General features: G+C 66.8%; 18 protein-coding genes. 10 read left to right on the top strand and 8 right to left on the bottom strand.

Annotation, left to right across the window (positions count from 1 at the left end):
• Positions 1-439: 439 nt before the first annotated feature.
• Positions 440-1,909, top strand: coding sequence for a lipopolysaccharide biosynthesis protein (locus CA237_RS13470; protein ID WP_066692945.1), 1,470 nt, complete (start codon positions 440-442; stop codon positions 1,907-1,909).
• Here CA237_RS13470 and CA237_RS13475 read toward each other — a convergent pair.
• Positions 1,896-2,849: a hypothetical protein gene (locus tag CA237_RS13475; protein WP_066692951.1), complete on the bottom strand. Its 954-nt coding sequence runs from the start codon at positions 2,847-2,849 to the stop codon at positions 1,896-1,898. The two genes, CA237_RS13470 and CA237_RS13475, sit on opposite strands and share 14 nt — an antisense overlap.
• Before the next feature lie 45 nt (positions 2,850-2,894).
• Complete coding sequence (locus CA237_RS13480; RefSeq protein ID WP_066693016.1) at positions 2,895-3,317, bottom strand: CBS domain-containing protein; 423 nt, start codon at positions 3,315-3,317, stop codon at positions 2,895-2,897.
• Positions 3,318-3,401: 84 nt separating this feature from the next.
• Between CA237_RS13480 and CA237_RS13485 the strand changes: the two genes are divergently transcribed.
• The gene (locus CA237_RS13485; RefSeq protein ID WP_066692954.1) at positions 3,402-3,704 is read left to right on the top strand and encodes a hypothetical protein; all 303 of its coding nucleotides are present in this window, start codon (positions 3,402-3,404) and stop codon (positions 3,702-3,704) included.
• A gap of 275 nt (positions 3,705-3,979) precedes the next feature.
• Here the strand turns inward: CA237_RS13485 and rpmG are convergent, their stop codons facing one another.
• Entirely contained in the window at positions 3,980-4,147 is a 168-nt protein-coding gene (gene rpmG, locus CA237_RS13490) for a 50S ribosomal protein L33 (protein WP_055757016.1), read from the bottom strand.
• A 183-nt stretch (positions 4,148-4,330) separates the two neighbouring features.
• On the opposite strand from rpmG, the gene CA237_RS13495 reads away from it, so the two are divergent.
• The 5 genes from CA237_RS13495 to CA237_RS13515 all read left to right on the top strand — a co-directional run bounded on the left by CA237_RS13495 (position 4,331) and on the right by CA237_RS13515 (position 7,738).
• Positions 4,331-4,615: a hypothetical protein gene (locus CA237_RS13495; protein WP_066692959.1), complete on the top strand. Its 285-nt coding sequence runs from the start codon at positions 4,331-4,333 to the stop codon at positions 4,613-4,615.
• A gap of 12 nt (positions 4,616-4,627) precedes the next feature.
• The gene (locus tag CA237_RS13500) at positions 4,628-5,188 is read left to right on the top strand and encodes a TMEM165/GDT1 family protein (protein WP_066692962.1); all 561 of its coding nucleotides are present in this window, start codon (positions 4,628-4,630) and stop codon (positions 5,186-5,188) included.
• Between the two features lie 107 nt (positions 5,189-5,295).
• A complete protein-coding gene (locus tag CA237_RS13505; RefSeq protein WP_066692963.1) occupies positions 5,296-5,787 on the top strand; it encodes a DNA starvation/stationary phase protection protein in 492 nt (163 codons plus the stop codon).
• 140 nt (positions 5,788-5,927) lie between these two features.
• Entirely contained in the window at positions 5,928-6,113 is a 186-nt protein-coding gene (locus CA237_RS13510; protein ID WP_066692965.1) for a DUF1328 family protein, read from the top strand.
• A gap of 11 nt (positions 6,114-6,124) precedes the next feature.
• A complete protein-coding gene (locus CA237_RS13515; RefSeq protein ID WP_066692967.1) occupies positions 6,125-7,738 on the top strand; it encodes a cisplatin damage response ATP-dependent DNA ligase in 1,614 nt (537 codons plus the stop codon).
• A gap of 106 nt (positions 7,739-7,844) precedes the next feature.
• On the opposite strand, the gene CA237_RS13520 is transcribed toward CA237_RS13515, so the two are convergent.
• From CA237_RS13520 to CA237_RS13530, 3 genes are read right to left on the bottom strand one after another with little or no spacing between them, the layout of a single operon-like run.
• Positions 7,845-8,645, bottom strand: a complete 801-nt coding sequence (locus tag CA237_RS13520; protein ID WP_126014374.1) for a glutaminyl-peptide cyclotransferase — start codon at positions 8,643-8,645, stop codon at positions 7,845-7,847.
• 43 nt (positions 8,646-8,688) lie between these two features.
• Positions 8,689-9,639 (bottom strand): glutathione S-transferase family protein, encoded by a 951-nt coding sequence (locus CA237_RS13525; protein ID WP_066692969.1) that lies wholly within the window; start codon positions 9,637-9,639, stop codon positions 8,689-8,691.
• Positions 9,640-9,677: 38 nt separating this feature from the next.
• Positions 9,678-9,998 (bottom strand): metalloregulator ArsR/SmtB family transcription factor, encoded by a 321-nt coding sequence (locus CA237_RS13530; protein WP_066692971.1) that lies wholly within the window; start codon positions 9,996-9,998, stop codon positions 9,678-9,680.
• 84 nt (positions 9,999-10,082) lie between these two features.
• Between CA237_RS13530 and CA237_RS13535 the strand changes: the two genes are divergently transcribed.
• Together CA237_RS13535 and CA237_RS13540 are read left to right on the top strand one after the other, a co-directional pair.
• Positions 10,083-11,009, top strand: a complete 927-nt coding sequence (locus tag CA237_RS13535) for an acyl-CoA desaturase (RefSeq protein WP_066692973.1) — start codon at positions 10,083-10,085, stop codon at positions 11,007-11,009.
• On the top strand, positions 11,006-11,440 hold the full coding sequence (locus CA237_RS13540; protein WP_066692976.1) for a hypothetical protein: 435 nt from the start codon (positions 11,006-11,008) through the stop codon (positions 11,438-11,440). Before CA237_RS13535 ends, CA237_RS13540 begins: the two co-directional genes overlap by 4 nt.
• Positions 11,441-11,526: 86 nt before the next feature.
• Here CA237_RS13540 and CA237_RS13545 read toward each other — a convergent pair whose 3' ends face one another.
• Positions 11,527-11,889, bottom strand: a complete 363-nt coding sequence (locus CA237_RS13545) for a bleomycin resistance protein (protein ID WP_066692979.1) — start codon at positions 11,887-11,889, stop codon at positions 11,527-11,529.
• Positions 11,890-12,207: 318 nt separating this feature from the next.
• Entirely contained in the window at positions 12,208-13,065 is an 858-nt protein-coding gene (locus tag CA237_RS20150; RefSeq protein ID WP_066692982.1) for a cold-shock protein, read from the bottom strand.
• Positions 13,066-13,272: 207 nt separating this feature from the next.
• Here CA237_RS20150 and CA237_RS13555 point away from each other — a divergent pair, with 207 nt between their 5' ends.
• Complete coding sequence (locus CA237_RS13555; RefSeq protein ID WP_066692985.1) at positions 13,273-14,088, top strand: TerC family protein; 816 nt, start codon at positions 13,273-13,275, stop codon at positions 14,086-14,088.
• Positions 14,089-14,100 lie beyond the last annotated feature (12 nt).

Consider the following 14,100-nt stretch of genomic DNA (forward strand, 5'->3'; position numbering starts at 1 on the left):
TTGATGTTCCAAATATGCCAGGTGGAATAACCCAACACACTCAGCTCACTTCAAGGAGCCGGCTCTGCACATTACAATCTTGGTGGTTGTAACGAGACATACGAGCCAGCTTAAACTTTAAACGATCCAAAACCACCTTGAATGGCCCAGACCGCAAGCCGCCGCCCACATGTCCCTTCATCTACATCAACAATATCAAAGAACTAGACAACAATACCGGCGTCGCTTCGCTACCCCTCTTTAGGAAGGGCAGATCGCGTCGCCTGCGTTTCGCTGTCTCGGTGGAAGCGAGTAGCTCGCCCCGTCCGGTGAACAGCCCTCTACGGGGGGTCGCCCGACCCGTCAACGGCTTTTTGCAATTTTGTTTCGAGAAAGTTGCAGATCGGCGGAAATCCGCGGGTTTACCCCCTCTCAATCGATCGGGTTAAAAGGTGGTGTGATGGAAAGCCCCGCCGAATCAGCCCCTTCCCCCTCCGAATCGCTCGGGAACCAGGTCCGTCGCGCCGTCATCTGGCGTTCGGGAAGCCAGATTGTCGGGCAGATCGTGTCGTGGGCGTCGACCTTCCTCGTCATCCGGCTGCTGACGCCGGGCGACTATGGACTGGTCGCGATGACCGGGGTCGTGCTGTTGCTGCTCAACATGCTCAACGGCCATGGCCTAGCCAATGCGCTGATTCAGCATGGCAATGTCTCGCGTCGCGAGGAGCGGCAGGTGTTCGGGATGCTGCTGCTGCTCAACATCGTGCTGGGCGGCGTGCAGTTCGCCCTCGCCCCGCTGGCCGCCGCCTATTATCGCGAGCCGTTCGTCGCCGACCTGTTGCGGGTGCAGGCCCTTCTGTACCTCACCACGCCGTTCAGCTCCTTTGCCTACGCGCTACTGGCGCGGCGGATGGATTTCCATCGGCAGGCGCAGGTCAATCTGCTGTCGTCGCTCGCCGGAGCGCTGGCGGCGATCGGAGGGGCCTATGCCGGCCTTGGCGTGTGGACGCTGGTGCTGGCGCCCGCCACCCTGTTCGCGACGCGTGCGATCGGGCTGATGATCGCCGCCCGTGCCTGGATGTGGCCGAGCTTCGACTTTCGCGGTGCGGGCCATCTCGCCCGCTATGGCGGGATCGTGGCGGGCGCGAGTTTGCTGAGCTTCGCCCAGAGCCAGGCCGATATCCTCGTTGCCGGGCGCTTCTTCGACGCGCATGCGGTCGGTATCTACACCACCGCGCTGTTCCTGACCCAGATCTTCACCAACAAGGTCGTGCCGCCGATCAACGAGGTCGCCTTCTCCGCCTATGCCCGGATGCGCGACGATCCGGCGGCGGTCGCGAACGGGTTCGTCCGGTCGGTGCGGGTGCTGATGCTGGTCGCAGTACCCTTCTTCATTGGCCTGGCGGTGACCGCCGGACCGGCGGTGGCGATCGCGCTTGGGCCGCAATGGGCGGAGGCCGCGCCGCTGGTGACCCTGCTCGGCATCGCCATGCCGTTCATGACGCTGCAAGCGCTTTTCCCTCCGGCAGTCGACGCGATGGGCAAGCCCGGCACCACCGCCGGCACGACCGCGATCGGTGCGATCGTCCTGCCGATCGCCTTCCTGATCGGCGCGCGGTTCGGGATCGAGGGCGTGGCCGGAGCGTGGATCGTCGCGCATCCGATCCTGCTGGCGATCGTCGCCGCGCGGGCGCTGCCGGTCATCGGGTTGTCGGTGGGAGCCTTCGCCCGCGCGGTGGCGCCGGCGTTCGGCGCAGGGGCGGCGATGGCGGGTGCCGTAACCCTGGCCGTCCATGCCGCCGGGCCGCTGTCGCCGGTGCCGATGCTGGCGCTGCCGGTGGTGGTCGGCGGCGCGGTCTATGCCGGCAGCCTGTGGCTCTTCGCCCGCAGCGCGGTGCTCGACGCCTGGGCGATGCTCAGGCGGTCCTGAGCCGTTCGATCGCGGTACGAGTCGCCGCCAGATAGGCGTCGCCATGGAAGCGATAGGTGCCGATGAAGTGGACGAACGCCGGATCGGTCGCGAATGTCGCCCGTCCGAACAGCGCCGCATTCCAGAAGTTCAGATACCGGTCGTACGGCAGCAGCAGCGGATCGCGGCCATTGGCGACGACGAAGTTCGACGTCACCTGCTCGCTGCCCCAGCGCGACCAGCTCGCCCGGCCGATCGCCGCGTCCATCGCCAGCGAGAAACCTTCGGCCATTTCGCGCCCCGGCCCGCCCGGCGCAAAACCGGCAAAGCCCGAACAGCCGCGCACATAATGGAGCGGCCCATGCCCCGGCAGTTCTACCGATCCGATCGCCGCCTCCGCCGCGTCCTGCACATGCAGCCCCGCCGCGCGCGGATCGACGCCGGCCCGATCGCGCGCCAGCTCTGACGCGGTGCGGCGTTCGGCGCTCGCCTCGCCGCGCAACGTAAAATCACGCCCGGCATCGATCGCCGCGCGCACCTCGTGCAGGTCGCCCAGCGTCACCGTGTCCGAATCGACCTGGATCACATAGGCACGGCTGCGCAGGTCGAGGATGGTCAGCAACCGCTCCCATGTCCCGCCGCGCGGACACGGCCCGGTATCGACATCACCGATCGCGATGATGCGCGGACGGTTCAGATGATGCGCCAGCACCGCATGGTCGGCGGCGGTCAGCGTCCCGTCGTCGAGGATGACCACCCGCCCGCGCCCGAGCCGTTGCAGCAGCGACTTCACCGCGACCAGATAGGGCAGCAGCACCGCCGTCCCGATCATCGAGAACAGGATCACGCCATCGTCGCCCGTCGCGATCGGCGGGGTGGCGAGCACGCGCCGTGCCAGCCGGCGGTGCAGCCATTGCTTGACGTGCCAGTTGAGATGTTCGGCGAGCGAGGGAGTTGCCATGATGCCGCTCTATCGCTGCCGCCTTAACCGCCGGTCAACGCGCACTTACGCCTGCTGGATATAGGCGCGCATCGCGTTCGCCTCCGCCTCGATCCCGTCGATGCGATGCTTGACCAGATCGCCGATCGACACGAACCCGACCAGCGCGTCGCGCTCGACCACCGGCAGGTGACGGATGCGTCGCTGCGTCATCAGCGACAATGCGCCGAGGATCGATGCGGAGGGTGGCACGGTCACCACCGGGCTGCTCATCCGTTCGCCGACCGCCATTTCGAGCACGTCCGCACCGACCTCGACCAGCGCGTGCACCACGTCGCGTTCCGAAAAGATGCCGGCGACCCGATTGTCGACCAGCACCGGCACCGCGCCGATGCGATGCTGCGTCAGCAACGCCACCACCTCGCGCACCGGCATGTCGGCCCCGACCGACACCACGTCCCGCCCGCCCGAAATCGCCGCGATCGTCATCGCCCTCTCCTCCTGCGCGGCGGTTCCCTCCCGCATCGCGTCCATGGGGTTGAGAATTCCACGCTTCGCGCCCAATGAAAAGCCATGGCGAACGATCTGGACGACCCCGACTATGCCGCGTTCGCGTGGGCGCGGTTTCGCTGGCTGCTCAAGATCATGGGTGGCGTGTCGATCGTCGCCGCACTGGTCGCGCTGGGCGGCATCTGGTGGTGGATCGGGTCGATGAACTGGATCATCGCCGCCGCGACGCTGGGTGGGGTCGGCGGATCGGTGATGCTGGGCGGTGTGCTGATGGCGCTGGTGTTCCTGAGCAACGGCTCCGGTCATGACGCCGCGGTCGATTCGTTCAATGCCGAGCGCGATCCGGGGCGGGATCCGCGGGAGTAGGCGTCCGGTTGGTCACTTTCGCGAAGGCAGGAGTCCATAAGCGCTTCGTGGCGCGCAGTTCGCGCGCCCATCCCGCGTCACCCCGGGCTTGCCCCGGGGTCCCGCTTCTCTCCGACGCCAGAAGAAGAAGAAGAAGCGGGACCCCGGGTCAAGCCCGGGGTGACGATAGGGAAGGACCAAAATCGCAACCGCCCCAAAACGCAAAACCCGCCGGGAGCCTCAGCCCCCGGCGGGTTTTCGCGAAACAAATCGGCCCGGCTGCGGGCCGGACGCGCTTACTTGATCTTCGCTTCCTTGAACTCGACATGCTTGCGCACGACCGGGTCGTACTTGCGGAAGGTCAGCTTCTCGGTCTGGTTGCGCGGGTTCTTCTTGGTGACATAGAAGAAGCCGGTATCGGCCGAGCTGACGAGCTTGATCTTGACGGTGGTCGGCTTTGCCATGACCCAAAAACCCCTTGGGCATGACGCCCGCAAATGACAATGGAAAGCGACCCGCCACGACGCGGGCTGCTGCAAGTTGGGGGCGCATGCGGCAATCGCGCGCCCGAGTCAAGGCTGGACGCCTTCATCGGAACGTAACCTCTGCATTGCAGGTTGGGATTCAAGAGGATGAAGGAGACGGCAATGCGGATCGAGTCGGTGCATATCGATGCGGAACGGGCGATGACCCGGGGCGGCGCGACCCATCCCTATGCCGAGATCGAGGCGATTCGCGCCATCGCCACCGCCGAATCGAGCCTGCCGGCGCTGTCGGTCCTCGCGCTGGTCGATGCCGCCATCGCGCGCGGCGAGCGTGCCTCGCTGCAGGAATGGACGGCGCTGGCCCGCGACGCGGTTCGCTGCGGGCGCAGCGACGTCGCGACGGCGCAGGCCTATGCCGCCGCCTGTTCGGTACGCCTCGCCGGCTGAACCACGACACGCATGGACCCGCTCGTTCCCGCGCTGGTCGCGGTCCTGCTGGCGGGAGTCGGCGATCGTCCGGCACTGTTGAGCGCGATCCTCGCCGACCGGCACGGATCGGCGGCGACCACCGCCGGCCTCGTCGCGCAGGCGATCGGCTTCGCGCTGGCGGCGGTCGGCGGCATGCTGGTCGCGCCCTATCTCACCCCCAATGCGCGCAGTCTGTTGCTGGCGCTCGCCTTGCTCTCGGCGGGCGGGGCGGCGCTGTTCCCGGCGCGGATCAAGGACCGACTCGATCATTGGCGGCTGCCCGGCTGGCTGACCGGCTTCCTCGGGATCGGCATCCTGGCGCTGGGCGACCGTGCCCAGTTCCTCGTCTTCGCGCTGGTCGCCCGCACGCCCGATCCGGTGGCGGGCACCATCGGCGCGACGCTGGCGACCATCGCCCTGTGCAGCGCCGCCGCGACGCTGGGCGAACGCGGCTGGCAACAATTGCCGTTCCGCGTGATCCGGCCGGTCGTGGCGGGACTGCTGTTGCTGAGCGGCGCGATCATCGGCCTTGGCGCGCTCCGCCTGCTGTGATCCAGCCGGTCGATCAGGCCGACCGATTTTTTTGAACCGACAGCGCGGGAAAGATTCGGCACCGCAATCGTTGCTGAACCGAATCATATCCAGCCGGAGAAAATCCCGTGACCAACCCCGCGCTCGACACGCCGACCGACCTCCCCAACAACAAGGTCGCCAGCGTCGCCGATGGCTTGAACGCCGCCCTGGCCGACTGCTTCACCCTCTATCTCAAGACCAAGAATTTCCACTGGCACGTCTCCGGCCCGCATTTCCGCGACTATCACCTGATGCTCGACGATCAGGCGTCGCAGATCCTCGCGGTAACCGACGTCATTGCCGAGCGCGTGCGCAAGACCGGCAACACCACGCTGCGCTCGATCGGCGACATTTCGCGCCGCACCGCGATCAAGGACAATGACAAGGATTTCGTGAAGCCCGACGACATGCTCGCCGAGCTGCGCGACGACAATCTCAAGCTGGTCGAACGCCTGCGCGAAGCCCGCGAAGCCGCCGAGGATGCCGGCGACACCGCCACCAGCAGCCTCGCCGACGACTGGATCGACGAAGCCGAAGAGCGCGCCTGGTTCCTGTTCGAAGCCGCGCGCAAGGGCTGATCCCTTCCCGCCGGACCATGCCAGGGCCCGCCGGTGCCATCCGCACCGGCGGGCTTTTTGTCGCATCCGGAACCGCACCTGCCCCCCACGCGCTTCTGGGAACAGGGCGATCCTGCCCCCCGTCAAGCCGGAGCACCGACATGTTGAAATGGGCCGTCATCTTCCTGGTACTGGGTCTGGTGCTGGGCGCCTTGGGCTTCGGCGGCGTCGGTGGTGCGTTCGTCGGCATCGCCAAGATCCTGTTCTTCGTCGCCATCGCCATCTTCGCCATATTGCTCGTGCTGGGTCTGCTCGCCGGCAAGGGCGTGAAGAACGCGATCGACTGAAGCCGCCAGCGATGCGCGCCTTTGCCGATCTGCTCGACCGGTTGATCTATACCCGGTCGCGCAACGCCAAGCTGGCGTTGATCGGCACGTATCTGCGCGAGACGCCCGACCCCGACCGGGGTTGGGCGATCGCCGCGCTGACCGGCGACCTTGACCTGCCGGCGGTCAAGTCCGCCGCGATCCGCGCGCTCATCACCGAACGGACCGATCCGGTGCTGTTCGCGATGAGTCGCGACTTCGTCGGCGACACGGCGGAAACCGTCGCGCTGCTCTGGCCCGAACCGCCGCCGGGCAGCGTGACCGATGCCGATCCGCTGACGCTCGATACCGTCGTCACCCGGCTGCGCAGCCTGTCGCGCTCCGACGCGCCGCGCGCGCTGGCCGCCATGCTCGACCGGCTCGAGTCGGACGAACGTTTTGCCCTGCTCAAGCTCGCCACCGGTGGCCTGCGCGTCGGCGTGTCCGCCCGCCTCGCCAAGACCGCGCTGGCGCAGGCGTTCGGTCTCGACGTCGATGCGGTGGAGGAGGTGTGGCACGGCCTCGCCCCGCCTTACACCGAACTGTTCGACTGGGCGGAGGGTCGCGCCGAACAGCCGCATGCCGCCGACCTGCCGGTGTTCCGCCCGTTCATGCTCGCCCATCCGCTCGACGACGGCGTGGTCGACCTTGCCGACTATGCCGCCGAATGGAAATGGGACGGCATCCGGGTGCAGCTGGTCCATGTCGGCGGCGAAACCCGACTCTACAGCCGCGCCGGCGACGACATCACCGCCGCCTTTCCCGAAGTCGCCGCCGCGTTCCGCACCCCAGGCGTCCTCGATGGCGAGTTGCTGGTGCGGGGGCAAGGCCAAGGCGATGCGCTCCACGCCGACGACACCGGCGCGGCCAGCTTCAACGCGCTGCAACAGCGGCTGGGGCGGAAACTCGTGTCGAAGGCGATGCTGGCCGACTATCCCGCCTTCGTCCGCCTCTACGACATCCTGTTCGACGGTGCCGAGGACCTGCGCGAACGGCCCTGGCACGAACGCCGCGCCCGGCTCGAAACCTTCGTCCCCCGCCTCGACCCGACGACTTTCGACCTCTCCCGTCTGATCGACGCCGCCGACTTCGCCGAACTGGCCAACATCCGCAGTCGCGCGCGCGATTCGGCGATCGAGGGCGTCATGCTGAAACGCCGCGACTCCCCCTATGTCGCCGGCCGTCGGGTCGGGCTGTGGTATAAATGGAAGCGCGATCCGCTCGTCGCCGATTGCGTGCTGATGTACGCGCAGCGCGGCAGCGGCAAGCGATCGTCCTTCTATTCCGACTATACCTTCGGCTGCTGGACCGCCGACCCTGCGCAAGGCGGCGAGCTGCTGCCGGTCGGCAAGGCCTACTCCGGCTTCACCGATGCCGAGCTGAAGGACCTCGACCGCTTCGTCCGCCAGCACACGATCAACCGCTTCGGCCCGGTGCGTGAGGTGGAAAAGACCCTGGTGTTCGAGGTCGCGTTCGATTCGATCCACGCGTCCAAACGCCACAAATCGGGCGTCGCAATGCGCTTCCCCCGCATCAGCCGCATCCGGCTCGACAAGCCGGCGGCGGAGGCCGACCATATCGCGACGCTGTTGAAATGGGTGAGCTAACTCACCCACAGACGAAACCGTACCCCCGCGCAGGCGGGGGTCCAGAGCCAAGCGGAACCCACGTCAGCGCATGCGACCCTGGATCCCCGCGTGCGCGGGGATACGCTCAACCCTGCGGCACCGGCTCTAACGCAATCTCGAACAAGGTCGGCCACCATTTCCCGGTCACGAACAAACGCTTCCCCGCCGCATCCCACGCAATCCCGTTCAGCACCGCCTCCGGATCGAGCGGTCCCAGCTCCGCGCGCAGCGGCGCCAGGTTGACCAGCCCGTCGACCTCGCCGGTCGCCGGATCGATCCGCACGATATAGTCGCGGTGCCAGATATTGCCCCACAGCTTGCCGTCGATCATCTCCAGCTCGTTGAGGTTGTGCACCGGGCGGCCATTGGCGGTGATCGTCACCCGCCGCTTCTCCTTGAACGTCTTGGGGTCCATGAACCGCAAGGTCGGCGTCCCGTCCGACAGGATCAGCGAGGTCCCGTCGTTCGCCAGCCCCCATCCCTCGCCCGGATAGCGCGCCCGCCCGACCGACTTGAGCGTGCGTGCGTCCCAACGGTGCGCGATCCCGTCCTGCCAGGTGATGCTGACCAGCTGTTTGCCATCGACCGCCAGCCCCTCGCCGAACTGCAATCCCGGCAGCTTCGTGCGCGCTAGCACCTTGCCGTCGTTCAGCCGCACCCGCCGCACGTCCGACACGCCGGGCTGGCCGGTACTCTCGAACAGGCTGCCGTCATGCCACACCAGCCCCTGCGTGAAGGCGGCGCGATCATGCGGATAGCGTGCGACGATCCGTGCCGAGATGCCCTCGACCGGGACCGGTACATGCGCGGCGGGGGGCGCGCCGGTCTGGGCCACGACGGCGGTGGTGGCGAGCGCAAGGCCCAGCGGCAGTGTCCAGCGGATCATGCGCATATCTTTCTCGCCTCCTCCTTGCGCGTACCTGAACCGTTCAGAACGGCACCGCCGGGCCGGCCGGCACGATGCCGGTCGGATTGATATCCTTGTGGCTGCGATAATAGTGCGTCTTGATCTGGTCGAGGTCGATCGTGTCGGCGACGCCTGGCAGCGCGGCGATACGTTCGGCCAGCGCGCGCAGCCGCGGATAATCGACCAGCCGTCGGATATTGCACTTGAAATGCCCGTGATACACGGGATCGAAGCGCACCAGTGTCGTGAACAGCCGGATATCCGCCTCGGTCAGCCGCTCGCCGACCAGCCATTCGCCCGTCAACCGATCCTCCAGCCAATCGAGCGATGCGAACAGCGCATGGACCGCTTCGTCATAGGCGCCTTGCGTCGTCGCGAAGCCCGCGCGGTACACGCCGTTATTGACCGTCGCATAGACCCGCTCGTTCACCGCATCGATCTCGTCGCGCAGTTCAGCGGGATAGAAGTCGCCCGGCCTGGCACCCACATCGTCGAACGCGGTGTTCAGCATCCGGATGATCTCCGACGATTCGTTGTTCACGATGCGCCGCTCCTGCATGTCCCACAGCACCGGCACGGTGACCTTCCCGGTCATGTCCGGACCGGCCATGGCATAAAGCTGGTGCAGGTGATCCACGCCATTGACCGGATCGCCGGTCCCGCCGAATGCCCCGGCAAAGCTCCACCCCTGCGCGCCCATCACCGGCCCGACGACCGTCACCGGCAGCATCGCCTCCAGCCCTTTGAGCGCCCGGACGACCAGCGTGCGATGCGCCCAGGGACAGGCAAGGCTGACATAGAGGTGATAGCGATCCGCCGCCGCCGGAACGCCGGTCTGTCCATCCGGCCCCGGCGCCCCGTCGCGCGTCAGCCAGTCGCGAAACCCGCTCTCCGCCCGCTGGAAATTGCCCGACGCATCGGTCGGCGCGACCGGCGTATCATTGGTCCACACCCCGTTTTGCAGCATTCCCATCGGCAATCCCTTCGCATGTCGTCGCGCGTGCAACGCGCTCAGGCCGCGTCGGGGTTCCCGCCGTCCCGCCGAGCCGCACTTTCGCGCTTGAGCGGGCGGGCAACCGGACAGACTTCCTGCACGAAACCGTTCAGCGTGTTGGTCAGATTGTCGGGTACCAGCCGATAATAGACGAACTGCCCGCGCTTCTCGCTGCTGACCAGTCCGGCCGATTCTAGGATCGAGAGATGCTGCGAGATCGACGGTTTCGACATGTCGAACCGCGCCGCAATCTCGCCCGCGCTCAATTCGGCATGCGCCAGATAGGCGAGGATCTTGCGCCGGGGGACCGACGCCAATGCTTCGAACACGCGCTGCATGAAGCGATAGATAGGCGTGGAGCGCCGGCTTGACAAATATGCTTCGTTATTTAGGTTATTTCCTAATTATCGAAGGGCTCTGTTATGGCTGATTGCTCGACGTTGCGGATGAAGGCTACCGAAACCAGCTGCGCCGTACACGGGCGGGTCCGCTGGGCGCCCGGACGATCGTTGTGGATCGGCGGCATGACGCTCGCCGCGCTCACCCTTGTCCCGTTCCACACCACCTTCGGCAGCGTGCTGCTGTTCCTCGGCACCAGCGCGGTAACGCTGTGTGCCGGCCATTCGGTCGGGCTGCACCGGTTGCTGATCCACCGCAGCTTCGTCGCACCGCTGTGGCTGGAACGGCTGCTGGTCTATCTCGGTACCTTGGTCGGCATGGCCGGGCCGCTGGGCATGGTCCGGCTGCACGACATGCGCGACTGGGCGCAACGTCAGCCCGAATGCCACCCGCTCCACGCCCATCGCGCGCCGATGCTGCAGGATGCGTGGTGGCAAATGCATTGCCGGCTCGACCTAGACCATCCGCCGTGCTTCGTCCCCGAAGCCCGCCTGCGTGACGACCGGTTCCTGCGCTGGCTGGAGGCGAGCTGGATGGCGCAGCAACTCCCCTGGGCGCTGCTGTTCTTCGCCGTTGGCGGGATGCCGTGGCTGGTGTGGGGCGTGGCCGCCCGAGTCGCGGTCGGCGTCACCGGCCACTGGCTGGTCGGCCACATCACCCACCGGACCGGGCCGCAGGGCTGGGTGATCGACGGCGCGGGGGTACAGGGCCACGACCTTCCCGTCGCCGCGCTCATTACCTTTGGCGAAGCGTGGCACGGCAACCACCATGCCTTTCCCGAATCGGTGAGGCTGGGTGTCCTGCCGGGTCAGCATGATCCGGGCTGGTGGCTGTTGCTGGCGCTGCGGCGCGTCGGCTGGGTCAGCGCGCTGAACGAACCGGCCGACCTGCCGCCTCGCGCCGGGTTGCGGCGAGTGCACGGCGCAACGGTGGTGGAAAGGATCGCGTGAGCGTCGCCGCGCCGTCGATCTGCCGACGTATCGCATCGGTCACCGTGGCGGCCATTGCGGCCGTTGCCATACTGGTTACCGCCTGGGGACTGCGCGAGGTCATCGACCATCGACCGGTTGTCGACGGCCGCCTTCCCGGACTGATCCGGTTGGGGCTGTTCGGGATCGTCTTCGGATCGTTCATCGCCGTGCCGATCTGCCTGATGCTCGGGCTGCCGCTATGGGACTTTGCGATACGGTCGGAGCGACAGCGCCAACGCGACGCGCTGCGTTTCGGGCTGATCGCCGGCGCCCTGATCGGTGCGGTCATGGCGATCGTCGGCGATCCGGGAGCCCGCTGGTTCGACGAACCGCTCGACTTTATCGGCTACTGCGTTACCGGCCTCTGTGCAGGCCGGATCGCCCATCGGCTTGGCTATCCACGACGCTGAACCCCTTCCAGCCACACCCCGTTCGGTTCGAGCAGCTTCGAGCCTGTCGAGAAGTGTCCGTCGAGAGCCCCGTCGCAACGGCCCGCTCAAATCTCCCCGATCAGGCGCAACAGCGAACAATCGGGATCGAGCAACGCGCCGATCCGCAGTCCGTTCTGCGGCACCGGCGGCTGCAATCGGGGAAAGCCGGTCGCCTGTTCGGGCACCCCCGCCGCCTTCACCACCGCATAAAAAGCATCGACGTCATCCAGGCGCAGACAGCTGCCATAGCCGCTGGTCGTCGGGTCGAAGTCCGGCCACGCGAAGAATTCCAGCTGCAAGTCGCCCCGCGTGAGGATCATCCACCCCGCATCGCGCCACGCCTCCTCGAATCCCAGCTTGGCATAAAAGTCCGACGTCACCGCAAAATCGCGCGACGGCAGGTTGGGCGTGGCCCGGTCCATCGTCATCCTCTCGATAAAAGGCCGCGGTACAGCCGGCGACCGATGCTCCTGCCCGTACGCCGCGGCATCCTATCCTCACGTGAGCGGCGATCCAACCGATGGCTGGTCCGGACAGCGCGTTCGGCGCATCGAGCGGACAGCGGATCCACGCGTCCCATTCTCGCTCCGCCCGCCAGCGCAGGAACCAGGCGGCACGATCGTCCGGGCTTACCAGCAGCGGCACGGCACCGGCACACGAACAAGACGTTCCCAGCCACCCAAACGAAAAGGGGCCGGCTATCCCATCGGACAGCCGGCCCCCAATTCATCGCCGAAGCGAGAACCTCACAGCTTGTTGAGGTTCACCGCTGCGTGCTTGCCGCGACGATCGACTTCCAGCTCGAATTCGAGCCGGTCGCCTTCGTTGAGCGTCGGCAGACCCGCGCGCTCGACGGCCGAGATATGGACGAACGCGTCCGGCTGGCCATCGTCGCGCTGGATGAAGCCGAAGCCCTTCATCGCGTTGAAGAACTTCACGACGCCGCTCGCGCGCTCGCCGGTCAGCTGCCGCTGCGGGCCGCCCATGCCGCCGCCACGCGGGCCGCCTTCGCGCGGTTCGCGCGGGGCGCCGCCGCCGGTGACCGGCAGGGGTTCGCCGTCGATCTTGAGGTCGGTCGCCGAGATGCGGCCGCCACGATCGACAAGGGTGAAGCCCATCGGCTGGCCTTCGGCAAGGGCGCTGAGGCCCGCCTGCTCGACCGCCGAGATGTGCACGAACACGTCTTCGCCGCCGTCATCGCGGACCACGAAGCCGAAGCCCTTCTGCGCGTTGAAGAACTTGACCACGCCGGTCGCTTCGCCGACGACCTGCGGCGGCATGCCGCGGCCACCGCCGCCGCCACCACCAAAGCCGCCGCCGCCGCCACGGAAGCCGCCACCGCCGCCGCCGAAGCCGCCGCGATCACCGCCGCCGAAGCCGCCGCGATCACCGCCGCCGAAACCACCACGGTCGCCGCCGCCATAGCCGCCACCGAAGCCGCCACGATCGCCACCGCCGAAGCCGCCGCCACCGAAACCGCCACGGTCACCGCCGAAGCCGCCGCCACCGAAGCCGCCGCCGCCGTAGCTGTCGTCACCAAAACCGTCGCGCTTGTCCCTGCCGCGCCCACCGCGCTCGCCGCGCCGTCCTCGATCGAAACTCATTGCCCTGTTCGTCTTCCCGGTTCGCCCAACTTCATCGTAAACCCAAGCGTCGAGCGAAAAACGCAGGTGTCCGGGCACCGCCAAACCGGGTGCCACTCCCCTGCCATAGCCTAAAACACCGCAGGCCCAAACCAATTTCGCCGCAGCAATGCTTCCCGTCGTCCCGAACCTTGTACAATTGTGGCGAAACCGGCACAGATTCGCCCCATGGATACCATTTTGGCACTTCTGACCGACCCGGCCGCCTGGGCCGCCTTCCTGACCCTGGTCGTGCTGGAGGTCGTGCTGGGTATCGACAACCTCATCTTCATCTCGATTCTCTCGAACAAGCTGCCGCCGCACCAGCAACAGACCGCCCGCCGAGTCGGCATCGGCCTCGCGCTGGTCATGCGGCTGGCGCTGCTGTCGATGATCGCGTTCATCGTGTCGCTGACGAACCCGGTGTTCGACCTTGGCATCACCGGAGCGGTCGACGGCTATGGCAAGCCGAGCTTCGAAACCGCCTTTTCGTGGCGCGACCTGATCCTGATCGCGGGCGGGCTGTTCCTGGTGTGGAAGGCGACCAAGGAAATCCATCACACGATGGACGACGAACCGACCGGCGAAGCGCTCGACAAGCAGGGCAAGGCCGCCGTGTCGTTCGGATCGGCCATCGCGCAGATCGTCGCGCTCGACATGGTGTTCTCGATCGATTCGATCCTGACCGCGGTCGGCATGACCGACGAGGTGCCGATCATGATGGCCGCGGTGATCGTGACGGTCGCGATCATGCTGGTCGCCGCCGATCCGCTGGCGCGCTTCATCAACGCCAACCCGACCGTGGTCATGCTGGCATTGGGCTTCCTGCTGATGATCGGTGCGGTGCTGATCGCCGACGGCTTCGGCGTGCATGTGCCCAAGGGCTATATCTATGCCGCCATGGCCTTTTCCGCGGGGGTCGAGACGCTCAACATCGTCTCGCGCCGGTCCAAGACGAAAAAGCGTCTCGCGCGCGAAGCCATCGAGCGCGAGGCTGTTCGTTAAGACGGTGCCGGC

The organism is Sphingomonas sp. ABOLH (assembly GCF_003951715.1).
Lineage (GTDB): Bacteria > Pseudomonadota > Alphaproteobacteria > Sphingomonadales > Sphingomonadaceae > Sphingomonas > Sphingomonas hankookensis_A.